At 69.6% G+C, this 25,020-nt stretch carries 31 protein-coding genes and 1 tRNA gene; 14 read left to right on the top strand and 18 right to left on the bottom strand.

Going from position 1 to position 25,020, the window contains the following annotated elements; genetic code table 11:
* Complete coding sequence (locus DVK03_RS03480; RefSeq protein WP_115802232.1) at positions 1-1,521, bottom strand: 2-oxo acid dehydrogenase subunit E2; 1,521 nt, start codon at positions 1,519-1,521, stop codon at positions 1-3.
* Between the two features lie 90 nt (positions 1,522-1,611).
* Here DVK03_RS03480 and DVK03_RS03475 point away from each other — a divergent pair, with 90 nt between their 5' ends.
* The gene (locus DVK03_RS03475) at positions 1,612-2,535 is read left to right on the top strand and encodes a sulfide-dependent adenosine diphosphate thiazole synthase (RefSeq protein ID WP_004065032.1); all 924 of its coding nucleotides are present in this window, start codon (positions 1,612-1,614) and stop codon (positions 2,533-2,535) included.
* Positions 2,536-2,638: 103 nt separating this feature from the next.
* On the opposite strand, the gene DVK03_RS03470 is transcribed toward DVK03_RS03475, so the two are convergent.
* From DVK03_RS03470 to DVK03_RS03450, 5 genes are all read right to left on the bottom strand, one after another.
* Entirely contained in the window at positions 2,639-3,106 is a 468-nt protein-coding gene (locus DVK03_RS03470) for a hypothetical protein (RefSeq protein WP_115802231.1), read from the bottom strand.
* A gap of 66 nt (positions 3,107-3,172) precedes the next feature.
* The gene (locus DVK03_RS03465) at positions 3,173-3,904 is read right to left on the bottom strand and encodes a class I SAM-dependent methyltransferase (RefSeq protein WP_115802230.1); all 732 of its coding nucleotides are present in this window, start codon (positions 3,902-3,904) and stop codon (positions 3,173-3,175) included.
* A gap of 12 nt (positions 3,905-3,916) precedes the next feature.
* Positions 3,917-4,816 (bottom strand): thiamine-phosphate synthase family protein, encoded by a 900-nt coding sequence (locus DVK03_RS03460; RefSeq protein WP_008607614.1) that lies wholly within the window; start codon positions 4,814-4,816, stop codon positions 3,917-3,919.
* A complete protein-coding gene (dcd, locus tag DVK03_RS03455) occupies positions 4,813-5,400 on the bottom strand; it encodes a dCTP deaminase (protein ID WP_115802229.1) in 588 nt (195 codons plus the stop codon). The genes DVK03_RS03460 and dcd overlap by 4 nt, the downstream gene beginning before the upstream one ends.
* Positions 5,401-5,529: 129 nt before the next feature.
* Positions 5,530-6,270: a Yip1 family protein gene (locus DVK03_RS03450; protein WP_115802228.1), complete on the bottom strand. Its 741-nt coding sequence runs from the start codon at positions 6,268-6,270 to the stop codon at positions 5,530-5,532.
* 95 nt (positions 6,271-6,365) lie between these two features.
* Between DVK03_RS03450 and pth2 the strand changes: the two genes are divergently transcribed.
* A complete protein-coding gene (gene pth2, locus DVK03_RS03445; protein ID WP_004065043.1) occupies positions 6,366-6,704 on the top strand; it encodes a peptidyl-tRNA hydrolase Pth2 in 339 nt (112 codons plus the stop codon).
* Complete coding sequence (gene truD / locus DVK03_RS03440; protein ID WP_115802227.1) at positions 6,704-8,095, top strand: tRNA pseudouridine(13) synthase TruD; 1,392 nt, start codon at positions 6,704-6,706, stop codon at positions 8,093-8,095. The genes pth2 and truD overlap by 1 nt, the downstream gene beginning before the upstream one ends.
* A 43-nt stretch (positions 8,096-8,138) precedes the next feature.
* Here truD and DVK03_RS03435 read toward each other — a convergent pair whose 3' ends face one another.
* Positions 8,139-8,951 carry a hypothetical protein gene (locus DVK03_RS03435; RefSeq protein WP_115802226.1) on the bottom strand — a complete coding sequence of 271 codons (813 nt, stop codon included), beginning with the start codon at positions 8,949-8,951 and terminating at the stop codon, positions 8,139-8,141.
* 125 nt (positions 8,952-9,076) lie between these two features.
* On the opposite strand from DVK03_RS03435, the gene DVK03_RS03430 reads away from it, so the two are divergent.
* Positions 9,077-9,802, top strand: a complete 726-nt coding sequence (locus DVK03_RS03430) for a DUF2103 domain-containing protein (RefSeq protein ID WP_008609097.1) — start codon at positions 9,077-9,079, stop codon at positions 9,800-9,802.
* A gap of 38 nt (positions 9,803-9,840) precedes the next feature.
* Here DVK03_RS03430 and DVK03_RS03425 read toward each other — a convergent pair whose 3' ends face one another.
* A complete protein-coding gene (locus DVK03_RS03425; protein ID WP_115802225.1) occupies positions 9,841-10,866 on the bottom strand; it encodes an NAD-dependent epimerase/dehydratase family protein in 1,026 nt (341 codons plus the stop codon).
* Between the two features lie 102 nt (positions 10,867-10,968).
* Between DVK03_RS03425 and DVK03_RS03420 the strand changes: the two genes are divergently transcribed.
* From DVK03_RS03420 to DVK03_RS19660, 6 genes are all read left to right on the top strand, one after another.
* Positions 10,969-11,238 (top strand): hypothetical protein, encoded by a 270-nt coding sequence (locus DVK03_RS03420; protein ID WP_004044282.1) that lies wholly within the window; start codon positions 10,969-10,971, stop codon positions 11,236-11,238.
* Positions 11,239-11,272: 34 nt separating this feature from the next.
* Positions 11,273-11,407: a DNA-directed RNA polymerase subunit P gene (locus DVK03_RS03415; RefSeq protein ID WP_004044283.1), complete on the top strand. Its 135-nt coding sequence runs from the start codon at positions 11,273-11,275 to the stop codon at positions 11,405-11,407.
* Between the two features lies 1 nt (position 11,408).
* Entirely contained in the window at positions 11,409-11,678 is a 270-nt protein-coding gene (locus DVK03_RS03410) for a KEOPS complex subunit Pcc1 (RefSeq protein WP_115802224.1), read from the top strand.
* A gap of 43 nt (positions 11,679-11,721) precedes the next feature.
* Positions 11,722-12,105, top strand: a complete 384-nt coding sequence (locus tag DVK03_RS03405; protein ID WP_004044285.1) for a prefoldin subunit beta — start codon at positions 11,722-11,724, stop codon at positions 12,103-12,105.
* Positions 12,106-12,360: a DUF3194 domain-containing protein gene (locus DVK03_RS03400; RefSeq protein WP_006600635.1), complete on the top strand. Its 255-nt coding sequence runs from the start codon at positions 12,106-12,108 to the stop codon at positions 12,358-12,360.
* 180 nt (positions 12,361-12,540) lie between these two features.
* A complete protein-coding gene (locus DVK03_RS19660; protein ID WP_144860029.1) occupies positions 12,541-12,747 on the top strand; it encodes an HVO_0649 family zinc finger protein in 207 nt (68 codons plus the stop codon).
* A 111-nt stretch (positions 12,748-12,858) separates the two neighbouring features.
* Here DVK03_RS19660 and DVK03_RS03395 read toward each other — a convergent pair whose 3' ends face one another.
* From DVK03_RS03395 to DVK03_RS03385, 3 genes are all read right to left on the bottom strand, one after another.
* Positions 12,859-14,772 carry a DUF2070 family protein gene (locus DVK03_RS03395; protein WP_115802223.1) on the bottom strand — a complete coding sequence of 638 codons (1,914 nt, stop codon included), beginning with the start codon at positions 14,770-14,772 and terminating at the stop codon, positions 12,859-12,861.
* Between the two features lie 176 nt (positions 14,773-14,948).
* The gene (locus tag DVK03_RS03390) at positions 14,949-15,500 is read right to left on the bottom strand and encodes a GMP synthase subunit A (protein WP_004044289.1); all 552 of its coding nucleotides are present in this window, start codon (positions 15,498-15,500) and stop codon (positions 14,949-14,951) included.
* Positions 15,501-15,600: 100 nt separating this feature from the next.
* On the bottom strand, positions 15,601-16,143 hold the full coding sequence (locus DVK03_RS03385; RefSeq protein WP_115802222.1) for a hypothetical protein: 543 nt from the start codon (positions 16,141-16,143) through the stop codon (positions 15,601-15,603).
* Between the two features lie 102 nt (positions 16,144-16,245).
* On the opposite strand from DVK03_RS03385, the gene DVK03_RS03380 reads away from it, so the two are divergent.
* Together DVK03_RS03380 and DVK03_RS03375 are read left to right on the top strand one after the other, a co-directional pair.
* The gene (locus DVK03_RS03380) at positions 16,246-16,593 is read left to right on the top strand and encodes a DUF192 domain-containing protein (protein ID WP_004044291.1); all 348 of its coding nucleotides are present in this window, start codon (positions 16,246-16,248) and stop codon (positions 16,591-16,593) included.
* A 207-nt stretch (positions 16,594-16,800) separates the two neighbouring features.
* Positions 16,801-18,339: a (R)-citramalate synthase gene (locus DVK03_RS03375; protein WP_004044292.1), complete on the top strand. Its 1,539-nt coding sequence runs from the start codon at positions 16,801-16,803 to the stop codon at positions 18,337-18,339.
* A gap of 69 nt (positions 18,340-18,408) precedes the next feature.
* On the opposite strand, the gene DVK03_RS03370 is transcribed toward DVK03_RS03375, so the two are convergent.
* The gene (locus DVK03_RS03370) at positions 18,409-18,588 is read right to left on the bottom strand and encodes a hypothetical protein (RefSeq protein WP_115802221.1); all 180 of its coding nucleotides are present in this window, start codon (positions 18,586-18,588) and stop codon (positions 18,409-18,411) included.
* 137 nt (positions 18,589-18,725) lie between these two features.
* Positions 18,726-18,875: a hypothetical protein gene (locus DVK03_RS19955; RefSeq protein ID WP_199505971.1), complete on the bottom strand. Its 150-nt coding sequence runs from the start codon at positions 18,873-18,875 to the stop codon at positions 18,726-18,728.
* A 105-nt stretch (positions 18,876-18,980) separates the two neighbouring features.
* Here DVK03_RS19955 and bluB point away from each other — a divergent pair, with 105 nt between their 5' ends.
* Positions 18,981-19,637: a 5,6-dimethylbenzimidazole synthase gene (gene bluB, locus DVK03_RS03365; RefSeq protein WP_004065082.1), complete on the top strand. Its 657-nt coding sequence runs from the start codon at positions 18,981-18,983 to the stop codon at positions 19,635-19,637.
* Between the two features lie 326 nt (positions 19,638-19,963).
* Here the strand turns inward: bluB and DVK03_RS03360 are convergent.
* Positions 19,964-20,048, bottom strand: a tRNA-Ser gene (locus tag DVK03_RS03360).
* Between the two features lie 198 nt (positions 20,049-20,246).
* Here DVK03_RS03360 and DVK03_RS03355 point away from each other — a divergent pair.
* Positions 20,247-21,197: a MoxR family ATPase gene (locus DVK03_RS03355; protein ID WP_004065084.1), complete on the top strand. Its 951-nt coding sequence runs from the start codon at positions 20,247-20,249 to the stop codon at positions 21,195-21,197.
* 33 nt (positions 21,198-21,230) lie between these two features.
* Here the strand turns inward: DVK03_RS03355 and DVK03_RS03350 are convergent, their stop codons facing one another.
* The 4 genes from DVK03_RS03350 to DVK03_RS03335 are packed head-to-tail and all read right to left on the bottom strand — an operon-like array spanning position 21,231 to position 24,521.
* Positions 21,231-21,737, bottom strand: coding sequence for a hypothetical protein (locus tag DVK03_RS03350; RefSeq protein WP_115802220.1), 507 nt, complete (start codon positions 21,735-21,737; stop codon positions 21,231-21,233).
* Complete coding sequence (locus DVK03_RS03345) at positions 21,725-22,993, bottom strand: DUF58 domain-containing protein (protein WP_115802219.1); 1,269 nt, start codon at positions 22,991-22,993, stop codon at positions 21,725-21,727. Before DVK03_RS03345 ends, DVK03_RS03350 begins: the two co-directional genes overlap by 13 nt.
* The gene (locus DVK03_RS03340; protein ID WP_115802218.1) at positions 22,990-23,562 is read right to left on the bottom strand and encodes a hypothetical protein; all 573 of its coding nucleotides are present in this window, start codon (positions 23,560-23,562) and stop codon (positions 22,990-22,992) included. The genes DVK03_RS03345 and DVK03_RS03340 overlap by 4 nt, the downstream gene beginning before the upstream one ends.
* On the bottom strand, positions 23,559-24,521 hold the full coding sequence (locus DVK03_RS03335) for a DUF4129 domain-containing protein (protein ID WP_004044300.1): 963 nt from the start codon (positions 24,519-24,521) through the stop codon (positions 23,559-23,561). Before DVK03_RS03335 ends, DVK03_RS03340 begins: the two co-directional genes overlap by 4 nt.
* Between the last annotated feature and the right edge of the window lie 499 nt (positions 24,522-25,020).

Genomic DNA, 25,020 nt, shown 5'->3' with positions numbered 1-25,020 from the left:
TCACCGTCCGCCGGCGGCGATGACGAGCGGCCACGGGTTCTCGACGTGTTCGACGAGCGTGCCGAGCATGCGGGCGGCGTCCGCCCCGTCGACGATGCGGTGGTCGAACGACAGCGAAAACGAGATGACCCGCCGGACGGCCACGTCGCCGTCGTCGGTCGGCACGGCCTCCCGGCGAATCGTGTTGACGCCGAGGATGGCGACCTGCGGCGGGTTGATGACCGGGTCGAACGACTCGACGCCGAGGACGCCGAGGTTCGAGACGGTGAACGTCCCCCCCGAGAGGTCGTCCATCGTGAAGTCGCCCGACAGCGCCCGCTGGGTGACCTCGGCGCGGGTCTCGGCGAGTTCGGAAAGCGACAGCGAGGCCACGTCGCGGACGACCGGTGCGATGAGCCCCTCGTCGACGTCGACCGCGATGCAGACGTTGTGTTCCCCGTGGAGTCGGTGGACGCCGTCCTCGAAGGTCGCGTTGAACTCGGGGTGCTCGTCGAGCGACGCCGAGAGCGCGAGGAGCAGGACGTCCGTTATCGACACGTCCACGCCGAGAGCGTCGTCGGCGGCGTTCGCCGCGGCCAACAGTTCCTCCGCGTCGGCGCGGCGGTCGACCGTGACGTGGACCGCCTCGCGGTAGCTCTCGCCGAGGCGGTCGGCGATGGTGCGGCGCATCCCGGATAGCGGCCGCTCCGTTTCGGCCGGTTCGCTCGCGGCAGTCGCGTCAGTCGCAGCGGTCGTGGCGGCTCCGGCGGCCGACGAGTCGGTCGCCGCCGCGGTCGCGCCGCCCGCCGCCCGCACGTCGGACTCGGTGATGCGGCCGTTCTGTCCCGTCCCCTCGACGGCCTCGATGTCGACGCCGAGTTCGCGGGCGAGGCGGCGGGCGCTCGGCGGGGCGAACACGCGTTTTTCGGCCGCGGTCGCGGTCGCGGTTCCGGCGTCGTCGGCCTCGGCAGGCGTCGCGGAGTCGGCCGCGGTTTCCACGTCGCTCTCGGTGATTGCGCCCTGCGGCCCGGTGCCTTCGACGGTCGTGAGGTCGACTCCGAGGTCGTCCGCGAGTCGCTTCGCGCGCGGCGACGCGCGCACCTCGCCGTTCTCCGACGCCCCGTCCGACCCGCGCGAGCGCGACTGCGCGACCGACGAAGCGTCCCCGCCGCCGGTCGCCGCCGTCTCCGTCGTCTCGGTCGCCTCGGTCGGGGACGGGTCGACCGCGGAGTCGTCGGTCGCGGCGGGTTCGCTCCCGCCCTCACCGACGCCCGCGTCAGCTTCCAGCCCGGAGATGTCCTCGTCCGCGCCGGCGACGATTGCCAGTGCGCCGCCGGGCGCTGTCGACTCGCCTTCCGCGAGAACGACGCGCCGCAGAACGCCGTCTTCCTTGGCGTCTATCTCCGCGGTCGTCTTCTCCGACTCGATTTCGGCGATTGGATCGCCCTCGGTGACCTCGTCGCCCTCCGAGACGAGCCACGCCGAAAGCTCGCCGGACTTCATCTCCAACCCCAGTTTGGGCATTTTGACTACGTACGCCATGACAGTAACATACACAATAGTCCGTGATATATCTAGGTCGCCGCGTGCGCGACCACCAGATTTTACTACTAGGTGGTATCACTAGGTAGTATGTCGTTCGACGGCTTCACCGACGCGACGGAAGCACAGGTCACGCGCGCGATTTCGGACTCGTGGATGGAGGAGTTCCGCGAGCGCACCGACACGGAGGTCATCGTCGTCGGCGGCGGCCCCTCCGGGCTCGTCGCGGCCAAGGAACTCGCCGAGCGCGGCGTCGACGTGACAATCGTCGAGAAGAACAACTACCTCGGCGGCGGCTTCTGGCTGGGCGGCTTCCTCATGAACAAGGTGACCGTCCGCGACCCGGCCCAGCGCGTCCTCGACGAACTCGGCGTGCCCTACGAGGAGAGCGACGAGGCCGAGGGGCTGTACGTCGCCGACGGCCCGCACGCCTGTTCCGCGCTCATCAAGGCCGCCTGCGACGCCGGCGCGAAAATCCAGAACATGACCGAGTTCACCGACGTCGTCCTCCGCGAGGACGACCGCGTCGGCGGCATCGTCATGAACTGGACGCCGGTCCACGCGCTCCCGCGCGAACTCACCTGCGTCGACCCCATCGCGGTCGAGTCCGACCTCGTCCTCGACGCGACCGGCCACGACGCGGTGGTCCTCTCGAAGCTCTCCGAGCGCGGCGTCCTCGACGTGAACGGCATCGAACACGCCAAGGAACACAACACGGGTATGGACAAGACCGCCGACGGCGAGTACGGCGCGCCCGGCCACGACTCGCCCGGCCACGACTCGATGTGGGTCTCGGAGAGCGAAGACAGCATCGTGGACGCGACGGGCGTCGTCCACCCCGGCGTCGTCGCCTCCGGCATGGCCGTCGCCACGGCCCACCACCTGCCGCGCATGGGGCCGACGTTCGGTGCCATGCTGCTCTCCGGCCGACAGGCGGCGCAGTCCTGTCTCGACGAACTCGGCCGCGACGCGCCCGAGGTGAGCATCTCCGGTCCCGCCCCCGCCGACGACTGACCGCCTCCCGGCGGTCCGACTGTCGGTTCCCCCGACGCCTCTGACACTTGTTCTGGGTCGCTCCCGACCCAGTCCGACCCAATCCGACCCGGTTCGACTTCCATTACCGCTGGACCGCCTCGCGTTCCTGCTCGTGAACCCAGCCGAGCGTTCGCCGGATTCGCGCCCACCCGCGATTCCACACGAGCAGGGTGCCGGGAAGGACACCGACGGCGAGCAACGCGAGATAGTACTGCAACTCGACGACCGGCGGGTACGTCACCGACGCGAGTACGTCGAGGAGTCGCAGCGCGAACCAGAGCTGTGCCGCGACGAAGTGACCGATGACGAAGGTGCCGACGAGTCGCTCCTGAACGCCCGCCGGGTCGGGCCGCCCGCCGATTCGACTCCGGTAGAGCAGATACCCGACGACGAGCGGCTGGAAGACGACACATCCGAGCGCCCACAGGAGACTCGCGTCGCTCCCCCGCTCGGCGGCGTCGAGCGACACCCAGTAGCCGACGAGCGCCAAGAACAAGAGGTGAAACGCGTTGAAGGGCGCGCCGAGAAGCGCCGCGAGGAACGAGGCCATACCGTCGGTTGACACGGAGCCGACATATCGTTTCTGTCGGCTAATCGAGTCACGCGGCGACGGTCGTTACTCCACGACGCCCGCACGAACCCGCGCGAAGCCGAGCGCGTGGGTCGTCTCGTGGGTCACCCGACACCGCGATTCGAGCGCTCGATGGGCCGCGACGAGCCGCCGGTTCAGCAGCTTCGTCGGCGACGCGCGCATCGTGCGCGACCCCGGTGGCGCGGTGACGCGAACGAGCGCCCGAAACGCCGGATTGAGCGGCCGCCAGCGCGAGTCGGTCGTCTCCGCGAGGTCGACGAGACAGAGTCGCCCGTCGGGGCCGACGAGGTCGGCCCACGACGAAATCACGGCCGCGGGGTCGTCGAACATCCCCGAGACGAAGGTGGCGAGGACGGCGGCCGGCGATGCATCGAGGTCGCGCGCGACCGGCGGCCGGGTCGCGTCGCCGCGGACGAGATGGACCTGCGGGAACTCGCGGGTTCGCTCGCGGGCCACGTCGAGGACGCCGGGGGAGAAATCGACGCCGACGACGCTCCCCTCGGGGCCGACGCGTTCCGCGAGATACGGGAGGTTCGCGCCCGTACCACAGCCCATCTCGACGACCGTCTCGCCCGGGTCGAGCGCGAGCGCGTCGGCGGCTTCGGTTCGGACGCTCCCGACGCCGGGCGCGCGACGGGCGAGCGCGTCGTAGAGCGTCGCCCACCGAGTGTAGAACGACTGGGCGACAGCGGAGGGTGAGCGGGAACGGGAGCGAGAGCGACCGCGAGAGCGAGAGCCGGACTGTTCGGCTGTCATGGGACGGGAGCCTCAGAGCAGGACGCGGACCACGTCGGCGACGGCGGGCGCGTCGGGGCCGAGGATGTACGTGATGGGTTCGATACCGTAGCCGCCGCTCTGGTAGACGACGAACGTCTCCGGCAGGTCGCGGGCGGTGAGGAGTTCGCGGACCGGGTCGGTCGGCGCGTCGGGGTCGAACTCGATGCACTCGTAGCCCGCGGCTTCGAGGTCCTCGATGACGCCCGCGTCGTAGACGATGTTGAGCGCGGCGTTCACGTCGGCTCCGGCGGCGCGGGCCGAAAGCAGGACGCCCGCGACGTGGCCGCTGACGCCGAACTCGGGTTCGCCGGGGACGGTCGCCTGCCCCTTCACGTCGAAGATGCGGCCGGGGATGGCGGCCACGTCGTCCACGCTGTCGGCGTCCGGCAGCGACTCCACGAGGTTGGAGCCGACGTTCGGGATGAGCCCCGCGAAGCCGGAGGTGTTCGTGAGCATGCGGAGGCCGCGGCGGACCGACGAGCGGACCTGCTCGACGGTTCGGAGGCGACCCTCGGGGTCGTGGATGCTCCGGAAGCCGTCGTGGGAGGCGAGTTCGGGCATCTCCTCCTCGTGGAGGTCCGAAAGCAGGTCGCCTTCCTCCAGTTGGCGGATGAGGACCTCGGCCTCGACGAGCGCCTGCACGGGCGTCATGTCGCCGGTGGCGAGACCGTCGCCGACGCGGGAGACGAGGTCGACCACGCGGGGGTCGGTGGCGACCCGCTCGTTCGTGGCGACCTCGCCGTGGGCGTACTTCGAGACGGCGCTCTGGCTGATGCCGAGCGCGTCGGCGACCTCCGACTGGGTGAACCCGCGGTCGCGGAGGTCCTCCGCGAGGAGCGCGCGGAACGTGGGCAGGAACGCGTCGACGACGATTTCTTCGATGAACTTCATTCGTCACCACCGAACTCGGGGTCGGAACTGAGCCGCGACGCCTGCGGCCCGCGCTGGCCCTGATACTTCGAGCCGCGTTCGACCCCGTAGGGGCGGTCCGCGGGCGACTTCATCTCCGTGAACACGAGCTGCGAGATGCGCATGCCGGGGGTGAGCGCGACCGGGGCGGTGCCGAGGTTCGACAGTTCGAGCGTGATTTGGCCCTCGTAGCCGGGGTCGACGATGCCCGCGGTGGCGTGGATGACGACCGCGAGGCGGCCGAGCGACGACCGGCCCTCGACGGTCGCCAGCAGGTCGACGGGAATCTCCACGCGCTCTTTGGTCGTTCCGAGGACGAAATCGCCGGGGTGGAGGATGAAGTCGTCGCCCTCCGGGACGTGCGTCTCGCGGACGTACTCCGACACCTCGCTTTCGCGGTTCGGGTGGATACAGGAGATGTTGGTGCGCTGGAACTCCAGGAATTCGGTGCCGAGACGGAGGTCGACGCTCGCGGGCTGGACCTGCATGTCCACGTCGTCTATCGGGTCGACCACGAGGTCACCCTCGGCGAGGCGCGAAAGGATGTCCGAGTCGGAGAGTATCATACTCGAAGGGAGCGCGACGCGGACAAGTAAATCCACCTTTCGACCGGAGACGACACCCCGTCTCGGCGGGCCGGCAGCGCCCCCGACGCAACGGAGCGACGCCGGAGCGACGCACCCACCCGACGCGACTCAGAGGAGTTCGAACAGGAGACCGACGAGGCTCAGGCCGACGGTGACGACCGCGGCCGACTCCACGTCGAGGTCGCGAGCGCGAGCCATCCCGTAGGTGCGGACGTACGTCGCCCACGCGACCGTGACGACCACGACGGCCCCGCTGACGAGGCCGAAGCCGGACAGCGCGGACTGCATCGCGGCGACCGCGGCGTCCGGGGTCGACGGGAGGTCGATTCGCGGGAGGACGTAGGCGAGGTAGCCGGCGAGCGCGAGGGCGCGGGCCGCGCTCGGGACCATCCCCCACGCGGCGACCGTTAGCGACTCCGCGAAGCCGCCCTCGCCGCCGACGAGCGACGTGCCGAGGTGGAGCATCGCCCCCTCGAACAGCCAGAACAGCGGCACGCCGAGGAGCATCGCCCACGGGACCCACGAGATTTCGTCCCAGACGAGGTCGCCGAGGCGCTCGTCGAGCTGTTCGGGCACCGAGGGGTCACAGCCCGCCGGCGCGTCCATGTCGTCGAACGGGCCGCCTTCCTCGTAGTTCTCGCACATGAACTCGGGGGCGTGTTCGGGGTTGTCGACGCTGACACGCTGGTCGAGCTGTTGGGTGAACGTGACGAGGATAGCGCCGGTGGCGGCCGCGACGACGAGCGTCACGAGCGCGACGACGGCGAGCGCCCGCCCGGTGTCGAGCGGTCGCGGCCGCGACGCGAAGTACTCGCGCGGCTTGCGGAGGGGGGTTCGGGGACCTGCCATCGGTCGGACCACGGAGATGTCGCTGAAATGTCTTTTGCTCGTGCGCGACGCCCGCGATGGGAGGACATTTACCGCGTCGGCGGGGAGTAGCGGGCATGAAACAGGCCATCGTCGCACGCGCCGACCTCGGTATGGGCCGGGGAAAGCTCGCCGCGCAGGTCGCCCACGCCTCGCTGTCCGCCTACGAGGACACCGACTCGCAGACCCGGAAGCGCTGGAAGGGCGGCGGACAGAAGAAGGTCGTCCTCAAGGCCAACGGCGAGTCGGAACTGTTCAAACTCGCGGACGAGGCCGAGCGGGCGGGCATCCCCCACGCCATCATCCGCGACGCGGGACACACGCAACTCGACCCCGGCACGGTGACGGCGCTCGCCGTCGGCCCCGCCGAGGACGACGACATCGACCGCGTGACCGGCGACCTCTCGCTGTACTGATGCGCGAGGCACACCCGCTCGAGCGCGCGGTCGGCATCGACAGCTACGTGAGCGACGCCGACGGCGTCGGCGGCCGCCTCCGCGTCGCCCCCGAGGACTTCCGCGTGCGCGAACTCGAACTCGACTCGCTGAACGTCCGCCCGCCGGACGCGCCGACCGGCGACTTCCCGAACCTCGTCCTCCGCGTCACGCTCCGCGGCTGGGACACCAACGACTTCGCCGGCCGGCTCTCTGACGAACTCGACGCGAGCAGAGAGCGCGTCTCGTGGGCCGGCACGAAGGACAAACACGCCGTGACGACCCAGCTGTTCACCGTCAACGGCGGCGACGCCGCCGACGTGCCGGAGATTCCGAACGCCGACATCGAGGTCGTCGGTCGCCTCGGCCGCACGCTTGACTTCGGTGACCTCGCGGGCAACGGCTTCCGCATCCGCGTCCGCGACCCCGAGACCCCCGACAACGCCGCGGCCGTCACCGACGCGCTCACCGAGTTCGGCGGCCGCGAGGGTCGCGTGGGCGTTCCGAACTTCTTCGGCCACCAGCGGTTCGGCAGCATCCGCCCCATCACCCACACAGTCGGTCTCCACGTCGTCCGCGGCGAGTGGCGCGAGGCCGTGTTGGCGTACTGCGGCGGACCGACCGAGGACGAACCCGAGGAGACACAGGCGGGTCGCGCCGTCGTCGACGAGGAAGCCGCGTCGGCCGACCCGGACTGGCACCGCGCGCTCGACCGGATTCCGGGCTACCTCGGCTACGAGCGCGGCATGCTCCACCGCCTCGCGGAGGACGGCGCGGAGACCGACGAAGACTGGCGCAACGCGCTCGAATCGGTCCCGTCGAACCTCCAGCGACTGTTCGTCAACGCCGCGCAGTCCTACGCGTTCAACCGGATGCTCTCGGAGCGCCTCGACCGCGGCCTCCCGTTCGACGAACCCGTCGAGAGCGACGTGGTCTGCTTCGCCGACCGCGACGCGCCCGAGGGGCTGGAACTCCCCGACGTGAGCCGACTCCAGACCGCGACGGGCCGCCGCGTCGACGTCATGAGCCGCCACATCGAGCGCGGCCGCGCGTTCGTCACGGCCCCGCTCGTCGGCACCGACACCGAACTCGCGGAGGGCGAACAGGGCGACATCGAGCGGGCCGTCCTCGACGACCTCGACCTCGAACCGGGCGACTTCGACCTCCCCGGCAACTTCCGATCGACCGGGACGCGCCGGGCGATTCTCGTCCGCACCGACCTCGACGTAGAGCGCGAGAGCGGCGACGACGACGCCGACACCGACGCCGCTGGCGGCGCTGACGACCTCGTCTTCGACTTCGCGCTTCCCCACGGCTCGTACGCGACGGCCGTGATGCGCGAGTATCTGAAGGCCGGCCCGCTGGACCTCTGAAAACGGATCGAGACCGAACGTACAATCGAACCGAGACGCGAATCTACTGTTCTACGGCGCTCGCGGCGGGGCTGGCTCCCGCCTGTCGCTCGGCGTCCGCGGTGCGCGTGGTCGCGTAGCCGATGGCCGCGAACGGAAGCGAGAGGAGCGTCGCGGCGACCGCGAAGCCGAGAGCGAGACCGACGATTCCCGGCTGGAAGCCGGCAGCCTCCGCGGCCGGCGGGAAGTACGTCCACGCGGGGACGGCGAAGGCGAGCGCCGAGACCGCCGCGCCGAGGCGGAGCCGGCCGCGGGCGCTGGCGACGCCGAGCGCGTAGCCGACGGCCAGCGGGAGCGCCAGCGTGGCGGTTCGGGCGACCGCGGGACCGGCGACGAGGGACGCGATGACACCGCCGACGGCGACGGGAGCCACCGCGTACAGCGACCCGGTGACGACGCCCCTGGCGTTCGAGCGGCCGGCGAAGACGGCTCCCGCGCCGGCGAGGAGCGCGACGCCCGCGCCGGCGACGACGACCGGCCGGTCGCGGGCGAAGATGGCCACGAGCGGGACGGTCGCCGAGGCGACGAGCGCGAACGCGTGTTCGGCGGTCGTCCGCGTATCGGAGGGGTCGCGGTGGGCGACGAAGGCGCGGAAGCCCCCGGCGGCGACCCACGCGAGGGCGGCGAACAGCGCCGTCGAAAGCGGCGCGGCCCGACCGAGATACGAGGCGACACCCCGGCCCGTATCGAGCGCCGATTGGCCAAGTTGCGTGGCGAGACGGACGGTCGTCTCGGGGTCGAGCGCGAGCGCGACCAGTCCGGCGAGACCGGCGAGCGCGAGCGGCGACAGCGACGCGAGAAGGGCCCGGCGGCGCATACGAAGTGGAGTCTCGGACACGGGAACGAATATGTTTCGCCGGGCGAGTCCGCGGCGGGAATCGCGGCGCGTCCATCTCGACCCGCATAAACGGCCTTTTGTACGCGCACGTCCGACACGTCGATATGCACTGTCGGCGGTGTGGAAATCCGTTAGAGAAGCCGGGAGACTACTGTCTCACCTGCAACACCGCCAACTGCGACGCCGTCGTGGCCGTCTTCGCGGCCGACCGCGCGACGCTGACGTTCCTCGACGACGAAGACGTGCTCGGCGAGACGACGGTCACGACGATACCCGAGTCGGACGACGAGACGAAGGTGGTCCAACTCCGGAACTTCGCCGGCCTCGTCGCCGACGAGATTCGGCGCAAGCGCCCCGAGACGGTGTACGCCGCGGGCGAGCGCGCCCCGCTCCGCGAGACGCGCGCGCAACTCCACCACGAGTTCTACCGCGTCTCCGACGACGACCCCGTCCAGCGCGTCCTCGACACCCGCGGCGAGCGGGCGCTGGAGGTCGTCGATATCCCGCCCGCCGAAAAGTTGGGCGGGAGCCACAGCACGCTCATCGGCGGACGACGGGGCCGCCGGGCAATCGGCGTCGTCGCCGGCCATCCGCACGTCAAGAAGGTCATCCCCGGCCCCATCGACGCCGGCGGCACCGGGTCGCGGACGGGCCTCCGGGCGAAGGTCACCCGCGCCGACGGCAACGGGAACGTCAGGCTCCTGCTCCGCGACGGGTCGAGCGTCCAAGAGAACCGCATCGTCACGACGGCGATGAACCGCGAGACGGGCGAGCGCGTCCGCGACGACCTGAACGAGGCGCTGCGCGAAGACGGGCTCCAAGACGAGTAGGCGGGTGAGCGCGCCGAGGCCGGAATCGAGTGGGCGACTCAGGCCGACTCGGTCGCGCCCTCGGGAGCCGTCTCGATGTGAATCGGCTCCGTCTCGTCGGCCTCGCGCTGTGATTCGAACCACGCGACCGTCTCGGCGATGGCGTCCTCCAGCGGCGTCGGTTCGACCGCGTCACCGAACGTGTCGCGGAACTTCGCGTCGCGGACGACGTACGGCTCCTCGAAGGCGTAGCGCATCTCCGAGAGTTCCTTCAGCGGCGCGCTCAGGTAGTTCAGCGGCGCGCCCAGGTAGCCGCCGAGCGTCAGCGCGACCCCCGGCGCGGCGATGATGTGCGGGAAGCCGGGGTCGACGTCGGCGGCCTCGTAGACGAGGTTGACGAAGCGGCGCGTCGAGACCGTCTCGGGGTTCGGGACGTGCCAGACCTCGCCGAGCGCCTCGTCGCGCTCACCGAGGAGGACGAGCGCCCGCGCGAAGTCGGGGACGTAGGTGTAGGTGTGGGCGAGTCGCGGGTCGCCGAACACCTTCGCGCGCTTGCCGGCGACGGCGGCCCCGAACACCCGCTCGCCGACGACCGACTCGCGGACGCGCGGGCCGAAGAAGTCGCTGGCGCGGCCGATGGTCGCCTCGATGCGACCCGCCTCGTGGGCGTCGAGGACGATGTCGGCGCACTCGGCTCTGACCTGTCCCTTCGGGCCGGTGGCGGCGTACGGGAGGTCCTCGGAGAGACGAGCCTGCACCGGGCCGTACATGTAGAGGTTCTCGGCGACGACGAGGCGCGCGCCGGCGGCTTCGACTCCCGCGACGATGCCGCGGGTGAGGTCGGGGAACAGTTCGGGCCACTGGTCGTACGGCGGTTTGGCGCAGTGATAGACGACATCCGCGTCCGCGAACGCGGCGACGGCGCGGTCGGGGTAGAGCACGTCCGCGAGGCGGCTCTCGACGCCCTCGGGGAGGAAGTCGGGGTCGTGACGCGTCACCGCGGCCACGTCCGCCCCGCGTTCTCGGAGCTGTTCCATCACCGCGAGTCCGACGGGACCGGCACCCACCACCACGTGTTGTGTCATGGTCCCCCGTACGCGCGCCGGCGACAAAGCGGTGTCTAGGCCCGTCAGGTCCCGAGACGACTCGTAGGGTTTATCCATACCGGCGAGGTAGTTCGCGGTACTATGGCCGACAAGAAGGCACGATCCGTCGGTAGTTCCGGGCGCTTCGGCGCTCGGTACGGCCGCGTCGCTCGACGCCGCGTCAAGGAAATCGAAGCAGAGATGCGCAACTCCAAAGTCGACGGCGACGACGTCACTCGCGTCGAAACCGGCGTCTGGAAGAACGAGGAGACCGGCGAGATTTTCACCGGCGGCACCTACCGCCCGCAGACCCCCGCCGGCAAGCAGGTCCGTCGTTCCATCCGCGCCGCGCTCACCGGCGAGGACGAATAACCCACAAGTAGCCTCGACGCTTTACATCTTCACAATGAGCTACAAGTGTTCCCGGTGCAAGCGCGATGTCGAACTGGACGAGTTCGGTGGCGTCCGCTGTCCGTACTGCGGCCACCGCGTCCTGCTGAAAGAGCGGTCGCCTAACGTCAAAGAAGTCGCCGTCGAGTAGCGTGCGCCCCGCGCACAGCGCTTCGCTCGAATTCGACTACCCCGACGAGCGGCGCGCGCGCGTCGTCGAGCGCAGCGTCGCCGTCGAGGAAGGCGAGATAGACGACGCCCGGTCCGGTGCGCGCGTCGCCCGCGAGGGACGGACCGTCGTCGTCACCGTCGAGGCCGGCGACCTCGTCGCACTCCGCGCGGGCGTGAACTCGTGGATACGCCTCGTAGAGACCGCAGAGCGCGTCGCTTCGGCGGGTGAGGCGCAGTCGGAGTCCGCGTAGGAGACCGCGGGTGTTTTAGGGCCGGCGTCCCGTCGGTTCGGGTATGCAGGGAAGCCTACCGCCGGAAGCCCAAGAGAAGCTCGAAGAACTGCAGAACCTTCAGGAGACCGCCCAGAACGTCTCCGAGCAGAAGCAGTCCTCCGAGAGCGCGCTCAACGAGGCGCAGACGGCGCTCACGACGCTCGAAGAGATCGACGGCGACTCGCAGATGTACCGCGAAGTCGGCGAACTCCTCATCGAGACCGACTACGAGTCGGCCAAAGACGACCTCGAAGAGAAGGTCGAGAGCCTCGAAGTGCGCGTCGAGCAGCTCACGAAGCAGGAGACGCGCGTGCAGGAGAAGTTCGAGAGCCTGCAAGAAGAGCTCCAGCAGATGCTTCAGGGCGGCGCGGGCGGCGCGGGTCCGATGGGCCCCGGCGGCGCGTAAATGTCACAGCCGACGGACGAAGAAGTGGTCGAAACCGCCGCGGAAGCGGCTGAAGGCCTCATCTTCGCCCGCTTCAAGCAGTCGCGCGTCAAGGACTTCGACGTCACCGTGACGTTCGAAGACGGCGTCCTCGACGTTGACGTGTACGTCAACGCGCCCGACGACGCCGACGACGCGGAGGCGGTCGCCGAGGAAGCGGCGCTGACGGCCCAAGAGGCCGTCGACGAACTGTTCGCGGCCGCCGACGAGGAGTAAGGGACGTTCTCGCGGGCACCCCCCGCACTCGATGTTGTCCGGTGAGCGGCGGCGCTGTGCCGGCCGGCGCGCGAACCGAACGAGAGAGTCGGACATCGGTTTCGCATTCCGCAAGTATCACCACGATTCGGTGCGGAGCCGCCCGACACAATTAAACATGATAGTGGTGTATGGTACCGTATGTCAATTAGAAGGACGCCGAGAGGAACGACCGCGTTGGACCGGTTGCGGGAGCGATACAGCGACGCCGACCTCACCTGTTCGAAATGTGGCTTCACCGACGACGACGGCGAGTGGTCGGCCAAGACGACCGGGTCGAGCGTGTTCTACCGGCGGGTCTGTCCGAGTTGCGGCGCTATCGAGACGCGGACGCTCTCGCTGAAGTAGTGCGGCGGGGAGTTGCTCGTCGCTGGAATCGACTCGCGAGTGGCGACGCCGGAACCGCAGAGAACGAGAGGAGAGCGGGAGCGCCGGACGGCGACGCGCCGCCAGCGTCGCCTACGCGAGGAAGAACACGAGCAGGCTGACGGCCATCGCCGCGAGGATGAGCGCGAGCGCGAGCGCCCCGCCCATCGAGACGACGACGTTAGCGTGGCTGGCGAGCGTCTCGGTGCGGTCGTTGCCGAAGATGGTCACCTCGGCGCGCTCGGTCGCCATGCCGGCGACGACCGGTTCGGTGTCCGCGAGCGCCTCGTCGACGAGGCGGTCGATGGTCTCGCGGAGTTCGTCGTGGTCGATGGCCGCGCCGACCTGATTTTCCGCCTCGACGGTGTTGACGATGTGGGTGTCCGTCGTCATCACCTCGGCCACGTCGGCTTTCGCGTTCGGCCCGGTCGTCAGCCCCTCGACGATGCGGTCGCGCAGGCCCGGTTCCATGTTGTTGCCGTCGATGAGGACGTACGCGGTCGTCTGGTCGCCGACGGTCGTCGCGGCCACGCGGATGCCCAGCGGGCCGATACCCTCCCGCGGCGTCCAGTCGGTCGGGTCGAACGACGTTCCCAACGACAGCGACCCGCGCGACGAGGCGGAGAGTTCTTCGCCCGCGAGTCCGGCGGCGGTAATCATGTCGAACGAGCGCTTGCTCCCCGGCGTGACGTGGCCGAGGTCGGGTCCCTGAAGCCCGTTGTTGCAGTTGTGGGCGTCGACGAGAAGCACGTCCCGCAGGCCCGTGGTGCGAGCCTCGGCGGACGCCGAGAGGCCGACCGCGTACTCCACGTCGTCGGCGAACTGCGGGGCGTACGTCGAGACGAGCAGCGCGTCGTCACCGAAGCGCTGGCCGAGCATCTTCGCGTCGCCGGACTGGACGCGGACGCTTTCGGTCACGTCGGGGCTGTACTCGATGCGCTCGTAGGCGTCGTCGGCCGCGTCGAGGACCACGTCGACCTCGCGTTCGGTCACGAGGTTGAAGTCGTGGCCCGCGGTCGCGTGGGGCGGGAACACGAGCCCCTCCGCCCGGCGGGCGACGCGCTCGGGGAAGTTGCCGCCGCCGATTTCGCCCATCGGACCGGGGTGAATCATCGGCAGGACGAACCGGGCCTTCTCGGTTCCGTCGTCGCGTTCGAACGAGAGCACGGTGACGGGGACGATTGCCTCTTGGCCGAGCTGTTCGAAGAAGTCCTCCAGTTCGCGGGTTCCCTCGGCGATGTGGCCGATGAAGCCGCGGATGAAGTCGAGGACCGACACGCCGAGGCCGCGACGCCACGGGCGGTCGACGATGCGGAGGAAGACGTAGACCCCGAGGGCGTACATCACGCAGGTAATCGCGAGGAGCTGGAAGTGGCTCAGCGCGATGGCCGACAGCTCCGGCGGTGCCCGGTCGGGGCGGGCGAGATACGGCATCAGATAGGCGTCGAGGATGGGACCGCCGACCTCGAAGAACCGGAGCGTGCCGCTGTAAACGAACAGGAGCGCGGCTGACGTGAGCGTCTGGATGCTCGCCGGGACCGCCGCGATGAGCAGCGACGACCGCGAGACGGCCATCACGATGAGCAGGCGGAAGGCGAACACCGACGCGAGAGCGATTACGAGCGCGTCGAAGATGAACGTCTGGCCGAGGCCCGTGAAGACGGAGACGATGGCGGCCCCGGTGAGGAACGTGACGATAATCACCTCGCCGGCGAGCGCGAGGAGCGACGAGCGGTTGTGCGTCAGCTTCCCGCCGACGAACCGGTCGACGCCGGTGGTTCCGAACGCCGCGACGACGGTCGGAATCCCGATGAAGAAGATGCCTTCCCAAGCGTCTCTCCCGAGGAAGAAGATGCCCCGCCACGAGCCGGCGAGGTCCCCGGAGTCGAACGCGCCGATACCCGCCATCGCGGCGACGAGCAGGGCGAACCCGAGACTCGTGTACCAGCTGGGCGCGCGGAAGATGAACCGCGAGAGCCCGGCGAGGTCGCTCTGGGTGGAGGTCATTTCCCGAACAGACAGAACGGAGGCCGGTAAATGTCTCGGCTTGCTTCCGAGGAACGACCGTGAGAGACTTCATCGTGTCGCCGGATTGCGGTTTCCCGCCTCGGCGACGGAGCAAAAAGCCAGTCGTCGCGGAGCACCCGGTCGCGGTCGAAGGCGACCGACCGCTCGGCTACCGGTTACCGCTCGCAGATGTCGATGAAGTTCTCGAACACTTCCTCGCCCTCGGCGGTGTGGGCGACCTCGGGGTGCCACTGGACGCCGTAGAGGTCGCGGTCGGCGTCGCTCATGGCCTCGATGGTACACACGTCGCTCGTGGCGGTGTGGGTGAAGCCCTCGGGGACCTCCTTGACCTCGTCGGCGTGACTGGCCCAGACGCGGGTCTCGGGGGCGAGCGAGCCGATAAGCGGGTCGTCCTCGTCGAGGATTTCCACGTCCACGTCGGCGTAGCCGCCGTAGTCGCCGGAGCCGACGCGGCCGTCGAGTTCTTCCGCGAGAATCTGCATGCCGAGACAGATGCCCAAGACGGGCACGTCGAGGTCGAGGTAGTCGGGACAGCGGCCGATGCGGTCCATGTCGGGGCCGCCGGAGAGGACGATACCGTCCGCGTCGATGTCCGCGGGGTCGGTGTCGTTGTCGACGAGTTCGGTGTCGACGCCGAGGTCGCGGAGCGCGCGCCGTTCGAGGTGGGTGAACTGCCCGTGGTTGTCGATGACGACGATGCGGGTCATGTCCCGGATTGGACTACCGTGCCTAAAAGTCAATCGAAGAACGGTCGAGATGCGCGTATCCGTGCATCAGATTGGCGCGTCGGGCCGGTCGGGTCGCGCCTCACTCGTCGCCGGCGCGGTCCCGCGCCGTCTGAAACCCGAGTTCGTCGAGTTCCTTCGTCCGGCGGCCCTCTCGCTCGGCAATGGCTTCGACGTCGGGAGAGGCGTCGTCGTCGATGCGGGCGAACGACTTGTGAACCTTCGTGTGACACCACCGACACAGCGCGACCGTGATTTCGTGGGATGGTTCGTCGCCGTCGCCGCTGCCGTCACCGCCGCGGCCGCCGTACGAGAGGTGGTGTGCTTCGAGGAGCGGGCGAGCGGTCGAATCGTGGGCCATGCGGACCTCTTCGAGGCCGCAGCGGACGCACTCGCGGCCGCTCGTCGTCGAGGCGTAGTGCGGGCAGTCGCGGAAGTCACAGCCCTCCGCGGCCGCGACGCAGTCGTAGTCCGCGCGGCGGCGCTCGCGGGCGAACGCCGGGTCGCGGTCGGCGTACTCGCGGGCGAGGCGGCACGCGCCGTCGCTCGTGAGGTGGTCGCAGCGGCCGGCGTGGTCGTAGGGGTCGTCGACCCCCACGGGCGTCCCTGTCGGCGTCCGCTCCATGGACCGGGTTCGGGGCGGGGCGGGCCTAAACGTTGCTCTCGACGGCGGACGAACCGACGGCCCGGCGGTGGATTCATCACGTCCGCCGTCGAAGCCGGCTCCGTGAGACTCGTTCACCGACAGAACGGAGCGCAATCGACCCTCGCGTCGAACGTCGAGACTGCCGACTCGTTTCTCTCGCAGGCGCGCGGGCTGATGTTCCGCGGCTCCGTGCCGGACGACTACGCCCTCGTCTTCCGGTTCGACGACGCCGACCGCCACAGCCTCCACATGGTGTTCGTCCCGTTCGACATCGACGCGCTCTGGCTCGTCGGCGACGAGGTGACGAAGAAAAAGCGGCTGTCGGCGTGGACGGGTATCGGCTTCGGGATGGCCGACACCGTCGTCGAACTCCCCGCGGGCGCGGCCGACGGCGTCGAACCCGGCGACCTGGTCGAGATTGCGGAGTGACTCGACGGTCTCGAAGCAACGCTCGTCCAGCGCGGTCCCCGGAGAGACACCAATTTCTGTCGGAACCATCTCTTTTATCCCTTCATCGACAAATGTGTTCAACTACTATGTCGGAACCTACCACACCGACGGAGGATAGAGTAAGTCGTCGCGAGACGGCTGGCTGTGAAATTCGACGGTTCTAACCCACAAGGACACGATTCTACCGTGAACGAACGATTCGGGAAGACCCCCGAGCTACGCACTTCTGATTCAGTACAGCTCTTAGACACCACGCTCCGCGACGGTGAGCAGGCCCCCGGGGTCTCGCTGACGCCGACCCAGAAGGCCGACATCGCCCGCGCGCTCGACCGCGCGGAGGTCGATTACATCGAAGCCGGGAGCGCCTGCACCGGCCCCGGCGAGCGCGAGACGATAAAGCGCGTCACGTCGCTCGGCCTCGACGCGACGGTGACGAGCTTCGCCCGCGGCGTCAAGAACGACGTCGACCTCGCGCTCGACTGCGACGTCGACGGCGTCACGCTCGTCGTGCCGGCGAGCGACCGCCACGTCGAGTCGAAAGTCGGGACGACCCGCGAGGACGTCGTCGAGACGACCGACGAACTCGTCGCCTACGCCAAGGACCACGGCCTCTGGGTCGAGGTCATCGGCGAGGACGGCTCGCGGGCCGCCCCGGAGTTCCTCGAATCGCTCGCGCGCGCCAGCCACGACGCCGGTGCCGACCGCTTCTGTTTCGCCGATACGGTCGGCCACACGAGCCCCGAACACACCTACGAGGTCGTCTCCCGACTCTCCGAGCTTGGCCCGACCTCGACGCACACCCACGACGACCTCGGCCTCGCGATGGCGAACGTCCACGCCAGCCTCGCCGCGGGCGCGGACCTCGTCCACACCACGGTCAACGGCATCGGCGAGCGCGCCGGCAACGTCGCGCTCGAAGAGGTCGCCATCGCGCTCGACCACTGCTACGACGTGGAGTCGGTGAAGCTCGACGAACTGTACGCGCTGGCCCAGAAGGTCGCACAGGCCACGGGCGTCTCGCTCCCGCCAAACAAGGCGGTCGTCGGCCAGAACGCCTTCACCCACGAGAGCGGCATCCACACCGACGGGACGCTCAAGGACGACGCGATGTACGAGCCGTACCCGCCGGAGACGGTCGGCCGCGAGCGCCGCCTCGTCCTCGGGAAACACGCCGGGCGCGCCGGCGTCAAGGCCGCGCTGGACGAACACGGCGTCGACGCCACCGACGAGGAAGTCGCGGCCGTCGTCGAGCGCGTGAAGGAACTCGGGGACCGCGGCAAGCGCGTCACCGACGCCGACCTCCTCGCGTTCGCAGAGGACGTTCAGGGCCGCGAGCGCGCCCGACAGGTCGAACTGCTCGACCTCACGGCCGCCTCGGGCGGCGGCACGCCGACCGCGAGCGTCCGCCTCCGCGTCGAGGGCGAGGAACGCGTCGCCTCCGGCACCGGGTCCGGCCCGGTCGACGCCGCGGTGAAGGCCGTCCGCGAGGCGCTCGGCCCCGACGCCGACGCCCAACTCGACGAGTACCACGTCGACGCCATCACCGGCGGCACCGACGCCGTCGTGACCGTCGAGGTGACGATGTCGCTCGGCGACCGAAGCGTCTCCGTCGCGGCGTCGCACGCCGACATCACGCGGGCGAGCGTCCAGGCGATGGTGGACGCGCTGGACCGGCTGCTCGCGCCGAACCACACGTCGCCGACGCCCGCGTCGGCCGACGACTGAGAAGACGACCCTGTCGCGTCGCGGCCGCGTTTTTCTCCCGCTCCCGGGACGACTGAATCCGAACCCGGACTACCGCGTCTCTTTGGCGACGAGGTAGGTCCAGCCGCCGCGGCGCTCGAACCCGATAGCGTCGTCGCCGAGCTCCGTCTCCGCGAAGTCGGCGACGCGGCCGGTCCGGACCGTCGTCACGTCGATGCGTCGCGTCCCGTCCCGTTCGCTCGTGTCCGCGCTTACTGCGTTCGCACTCATACCCTCGCTGACGCGGGCAGGGGATATGTATCGAATCCTAGGAGAGTGAAAGTGAAATCGAGGGACTGCACGGCCCCGTGCCACGATGTCGCACACCTTACGCGAGGACGACACTCGAAGCAAGCGTCTCGAAGCGCTCACTCCAGCGCGAAGGCGACGAGAACGATGGTGACGACCACGACGAACGCTGCGCCGAAGTAGCCGGCAACCCGGTAACTCTCGATGAGCACGAGCAAAAACAGGAGGGCGATGATGACGTCGAGTCTGTATTTGAGCGCGGTGTCCATACGGACCGGCATTCGTGTCTAATTAGTAACTGTTTTGGTGGCGTGAAGCGCGCTCCGTCGGGCGTATCAGAACCGATTTGCGAGCCAGTCAGGACTATCGAAACGATGGTTGGGTTCACGGAGCGCGAGCGGTCGGGCGTGTACAAGTCGATTTACGCACGGCGGGACATCAGGCGGTTCAGCGACGATACGGTGTCCGAGGAGACGCTGGCGCGACTGCTCGATGCCGCGCATCACGCCCCGAGCGTCGGCTTCTCGCAGCCGTGGGACTTCGTCGTCGTCGAGGACGACGAGACGAAAGCGGCCGTCGCGTCCATCGCGGAGCGTGCGATTGCGGCGGCCCGCGAGGGCTATCGAGAGCCTCGAAAGTCGGAGTTCGGTCGGTTGAAGCTGGAAGGAATCACCGACGCCCCGGTGAACGTCTGCGTCACGTGCGACCCGACGCGGGACGCCCCGCACGTCCTCGGGCGCAACACGATGCAGGCGATGGACGCCTACTCGACGTGTCTCGCCGTGCAGAACCTCTGGCTGGCCGCGCGGGCCGAAGGCGTCGGCGTCGGCTGGGTGTCGTTTCTCTACCCCCACGAGGTCCGCGAAGTACTCGGGATTCCGCACCACGTCGAGCCGATTGCGTATCTCTGCGTCGGCTATCCCGAGGACGGCTTTCCCGAGGAGCCGGTCCTCCAACGAGAGGGCTGGCGCGAGCGCATCGACACGAGCGAACTCGTTCACTGGGGAGAATGGGAGTCTACGTCGGACTGAGAGAATCGGAGTCGCGGCGCGACGAGACGTGCCGCTCGGAACGTTGTGGCCGCGAGAAGCGCCGAGGGTGAGATTTGAACCTCACTCGCTCACTGCGTTCGCTCGCTGGTTCAAATCTCGGGTCGTCGCACAGCCTCGTCACGCGGGGCGAGAGACATGAACGTCTCTCGCGGGGTGACGTTCGGAAGAAGCGCCGAGGGTGAGATTTGAACCGCAGTCGCTCCCATGCGGTCGCTCCTTGATTCAAATCTCAGGACGTTGCACACGCGGCCACGGAGTCGCGGCGCGACGAGACGCGCCGCTCGGAACGTTGTGGCCGCGAGAAGCGCCGAGGGTGAGATTTGAACTCACGTGTCCGAATGGACAGTAGATTTCGAATCTACCGCCTTGGCCGGGCTAGGCTACCTCGGCTTCCATCGTTGTCTCTCTCGCGGATAGTTTAATCCGTTTCGATTTCCGAGGGCCGCGGCGGAGAGTCACACGGATGCAGTCGGCGGGTCTCTGGCCCAACTGCGTCCGGGCGGGACGGGCGGAGTCGACGACCGACGAGCGACCGACCAGAGCGCCACCGACCAATGGGAATAAGTCGCACGCAGACCCGGGTGGTGTATGGACATCGACACGGCCAGCGAGACGTGCTCCGAGGTGCTCGACGCCATCTCGGAGGCCGTCATCGCCGACCGAGCCTTCCTCGAAACCGTCCTGACGGGCGTCCTCGCCCGCGGCCACGTCCTCCTCGAAGACGTTCCGGGAACCGGAAAGACGCTCACCGCGCGGAGCGTCGCCACCGCGCTCGGGCTGTCGTTTTCCCGCGTGCAGTTCACCCCGGACCTGCTTCCCGCCGACGTGACCGGGACGAACATCTACGACGAGCGCGAGCGGACCTTCGAGTTCTCGCCGGGGCCAATCTTCGCCAACGTCGTCCTCGCCGACGAAATCAACCGCGCGCCGCCGAAGACGCAGGCCGCCCTCCTCGAAGCGATGGAGGAAGGACAGGTGACCGTCGACGGCGAGACACACCAGCTCCCGAGCCCCTTCTTCGTCATCGCGACGCAGAATCCCGTCGAACAGGAGGGGACGTTCACCCTCCCCGAGGCGCAGGTCGACCGGTTCGTCGTGAAATCGGCCATCGGCTACCCCGACCTCGACGGCGAGGTCGAACTCCTCCACCGGCGTGCGGGCCGGAGCGATCAGAGCCCGAGCGTCGAGCGCGTCCTCGACCGCGACGCCGTCGCCGCCATCCGCCGCGCGCCCGAATCGGTCCGCGTCGAGGACGACCTGCTCGAATACATGGCGAAGCTCGCGCGGGAGACCCGAACCGACCGCCGGGTCCGCATCGGCGTCTCCCCCCGCGGGACCCAACGGCTGTTCGAGGCGACCCGCGCCCGCGCCGTCATCGAGGGCCGCGAGTTCGTCACGCCCGACGACGTAAAGCGCGTCGCGCAGTCCGTGCTCGCTCACCGCCTCGTCCTGACGCCGGACGCGCGGGTCGAAGACGTGCGGAAATCGGACGTCGTCGACGACGTGCTCGGTCGAGTGGCCGTGCCGACGCTGGAGTAAGGCGGGAGACGTGAGGCGTGGGGCGGACACGGCTCAGCGCGCCACGACCGCCACGAGCGCGACGACGCCGACCAAGAGTAAGACGACGGCCGTGATGGGCTGGCCGCCGGCGGCCGCCCGGTCAGCGCCGTAGACGACGGCCGCGCCGACCGCGAGCACGACGAGCGTCGCCGCCGCGTGGACGAGTTCGAGCTGGAGCGTGTCGGTCTCGCGGCCGAGGTGTGCGCCGACGGAGCGCGCGTTGTCCGCGAGGTCCCACGCGAGTATCGACCCGACCGCGGCGAGCAGAAGCGCCTCCGTCCCGGCCCCGCTCGCGCCCGCAAAGAGGAGCGAGAGGAAAAACAGCCCGCCCGCGGCGTCGACGACGCGCCGCGAGCCGCTGAACAGTCCGGCGGCGAGCGCGACCGTCGCGGCGAGGCCGCCGACCGCCGCCGTCGACGTGGTGAAGCCGAGCGCGAGGACGGTGAACCCGGCGGCCGACAGCGCCAGTGCGGTCCCCGTCCGGGTCGGCTGGCGGGTGATTTCGCTCACCGCGACCACCCCGCTTCGGCCCGCGCGAGCGCGACACCGAGGGACTCGTCACCCCAGTCGACGACGCGGAGGCCGCTCCCCCGGAGTTCGCGGAGCCGCAGGTCGCGCTCGATGCGTGCGAGGCGCGCGCCGACGGTCGATGTCGTCGTCGGGTCCGGCGAGACGACCGTCACGGCGTGGCCGTAGGCCTCCAACCGACGGGCGACCGAGACGCCGTAGTCGTCCACGAGCGGCGAGCAGAAGATGACCTGCGCGTCGCTGGCGAGTCGACGCCGGAGTCGGCGCACGGCCACGGAGGGGAAAAAGGCCCCGTCCGGCGGCGTCGGCGCGAACGCCGGGTGGGTCGCGAACAGCCGGCGGGCGCGGGCGCGGTGGTCGACGCCCGACGAGGGGGCGAGCCAGCACTCGTCGGGGCCGAACGCGGCGACGCCGACGCTGTCGCCGCCGTCGAGGAGTGCCGAGAAGGCGACGCTCGCGGCGTCCACGGAGCGCTCGACCGCGGTCTCCCCCTCGTCGTCGGGGGCGACGTGCGCCTCAGACCGGGTGTCGACGACGAGGACGACGGACGCCGCGCGCTCCTCTCTGAACTCCACCGTGGCGAGTTCGCCCGTGCGGGCGCGGCGGTTCCAGTCGATGCGCCGAATCGGGTCGCCGTGGCGGTACTCGCGGATGGAGGCGAACTCCAGTCCCGACCCCGGCACGTCGGTCTCGACGCGGCCGGCGTACTTCGAGGTGAGGCCCCGAAGCGGCAGGTCGGCGGTCGCGGCGAGTTCGGGCTCACACCGGAGCGTCGTCTCGGCGTCGACCGTCTCGCGGGACTCGACGGCCCCGCTCGGGTCGCGGACGACGACGACCGTCTCGTCCCACGAATGCTCGCCGCGGACGGCCGTGACCGTGTACGTCGCGGTCGCGGTCGCGCCCGGTCGAAGCGCCGTCCCCAGTCGGGCGGAACCGTCGACGACGCCGAGCGCCGGCGGCACGCCGTCGACGACGCGGAGGTCGAACAGCGTGCTGGACCCCTCGTTGGTGACGCGGAGCGTGACTTCGACCTCGTCGTCGGGGTCGGGCGTCGCGTCCGAGAGGTCGCGCTCGATTCGGAGCGACACCTCGGGAATCGCCGCGACCCGGACGTAACCGAGGACGACGACGCCGAGGCCGGCCGCGAGGAGCAGCGACGATTCGCGGGTGAACACGCCCGCGGCGGCCGCCACGAGGACGAGGCCGTCGAGGCCGGTCCAGCGTTCGGTGTCGAACCCGTGGCTCATCGGCGCTCACCCGCGGGGCCGTCGGTAGTGCCGACTTGTTCTATCGCGGCGACGGCTCGCTCGGCGCGGTCGGTGAGCGACGACCGGCCGGACAGAAACAGGCGGACGCGCTGTCGGAGCGGAATCGAGACGGACGCGCCGAGAAAGCGCGCGGCGACCGGGTCGTCGGTCCACCCGCCGGTTTCGAGGAGCGCGGCCGCTTCCTCGGGAGCGCGACCGCCGCGGGCGACGAGCGCCTCCTTGGCCCGCGTTTCGAGGCGGTCGACGACGCGCTCGCGGGCGGCCCAGCGGGTGCCCTGACCCATCGCAGACACGAGGTCGTCGTCGAAGTCGGCTCCGGGCACCGGGACCGAAATCCGCGCTTCCGGGTCGTCGGTAACCGTGGTGTTCGAGGGCGTATCGCGGCGGCGCTGGACGTACCGAAGCCCCTGGAGCGCCGCGAGCGCCGCGACGAGTCCGAGGAAGATATCCGTCAGTTCGAGGCCGAAGGAGACGCCTGCGACGACCGCAAGTCCGGCGGTCGTGGCGACGACGCCGACGAGCAAGAACAGCCGACGCGTCAGCGTCATCGGTCGCCCTCCGGTGAGTCGGCGTAGGCGCGTTCGATGCTTCTGAGCGCGTCGACCGCCCGGCGCTCCCGCTCCGGCGTCGCCTCGAAGCCGCCGTATCGGACTTCCTCGAACAGCGTCGTCAGGTCGTCCACGTCGTCGCGGTCCATCCCGGCGTCGACGGCCGAGTGGGCGAACTCGGCGGGCGTCGCAGCGCGACGGTTCGGCACGTCGAGGAGCGCGGTCATCTCACCCCACGCGCGGAACACTTCGTTTTCGACGTCGGCGTCGCCGTCTTCGATGCGCTGGGCCGCGGCCCCGGCGGCCCGTCCGACGGCGGCGACGTTCGACCCCTCGTCCTCGTCGGCGGGGGTGACTTCGTCGTCGGCCGCGGGCGAGTCGCCGGTCCCGGTGACGAGCATGAAGGCCGCGACGGCGAGGGCGACGGCGAGCAAGAGGCCGAACAGCACCGTGGGCGGTGAGACGCTCTGCGCCGCGTTCCCGCCTTGGCCGAGACTACCACCGCCGCCGGCGGGGAGAAACGACACGTTTCGCGCGGCGGCCGCGGCACGAGACGAAAACGAGAACTCGCGGCGACATCCCGTGAGGAGGGCGAAAAGCAGGACGACCGGCGGCCCGACCGCCGCGAAGATTGCGAGGGGCGGAAGCAGAGAGCCGGTCTCCCGGTAGGCGTACGCGCCGAGGAGGACGAAGACGAGGGCGACGACCGCGAGGACTCCGGGTGAGAGCAACCACGGGAAACACGGCGTCGGGATGCTGAGACTGCCGGACGAATCACCGGACGGTTGGGTGCCGGTCTCGTCTGTGTCTCCAGCGACCGCGCCGCCGGTCTCGCCGCCACCGAAGCCGACTGGGCCGCCGCTTGAGACGACGGTCGAATCGATGGTGGCGGCGACGACCGAGAGGGCGACGACCGCGAGGAGGGCCAGTGCGAGCGCGCGGAGGGCGGAACGGTCCACGGGGGTAGGTAACAGCATCCGAGGTAAAGACATTTCGAGGGGCGGGGCCGTCGCCGGCGGGACGACTGTCACCCCGTCGACCAGTCGAGTCGAGCGGAGCGTCGGTCGCGCCGTGTCGGCGGTGCCGAAGGGTCACGGACGACGCGACTGGACAGACCGGCCGTACAAGTGAATGGGTCGCCGCGGCGGAACGCGAAAGCCGCGGTCCGACACCCACACACCACGTTTGCAAGTGAATTGGCGGGGAAGCGATGGGTCGCGGCGTACCCACAGACACCACCGTTGCACGTGAAGCGCGGTGACGCCGCGGAGGGGGTGGGACCGGCGACTGCGCGGGGAGAGCACCGGTGCAAGTGAACCTCGAACGGGACTCGTCGCGCGTCACCCACCACCATTTCAGGTGATTCACTCCGATTGAGGCCGTCTACGCCTCGTTAACGGGAGACGCTTCCCACCGAGACGTACACCGTGAGCACCGAAACATGTCAACTCTTTAGTT

This window comes from Haloferax sp. Atlit-109R (assembly GCF_003665865.1).
Lineage (GTDB): Archaea > Halobacteriota > Halobacteria > Halobacteriales > Haloferacaceae > Haloferax > Haloferax volcanii.
This window is presented reverse-complemented; position numbering and strand designations above follow the sequence as displayed.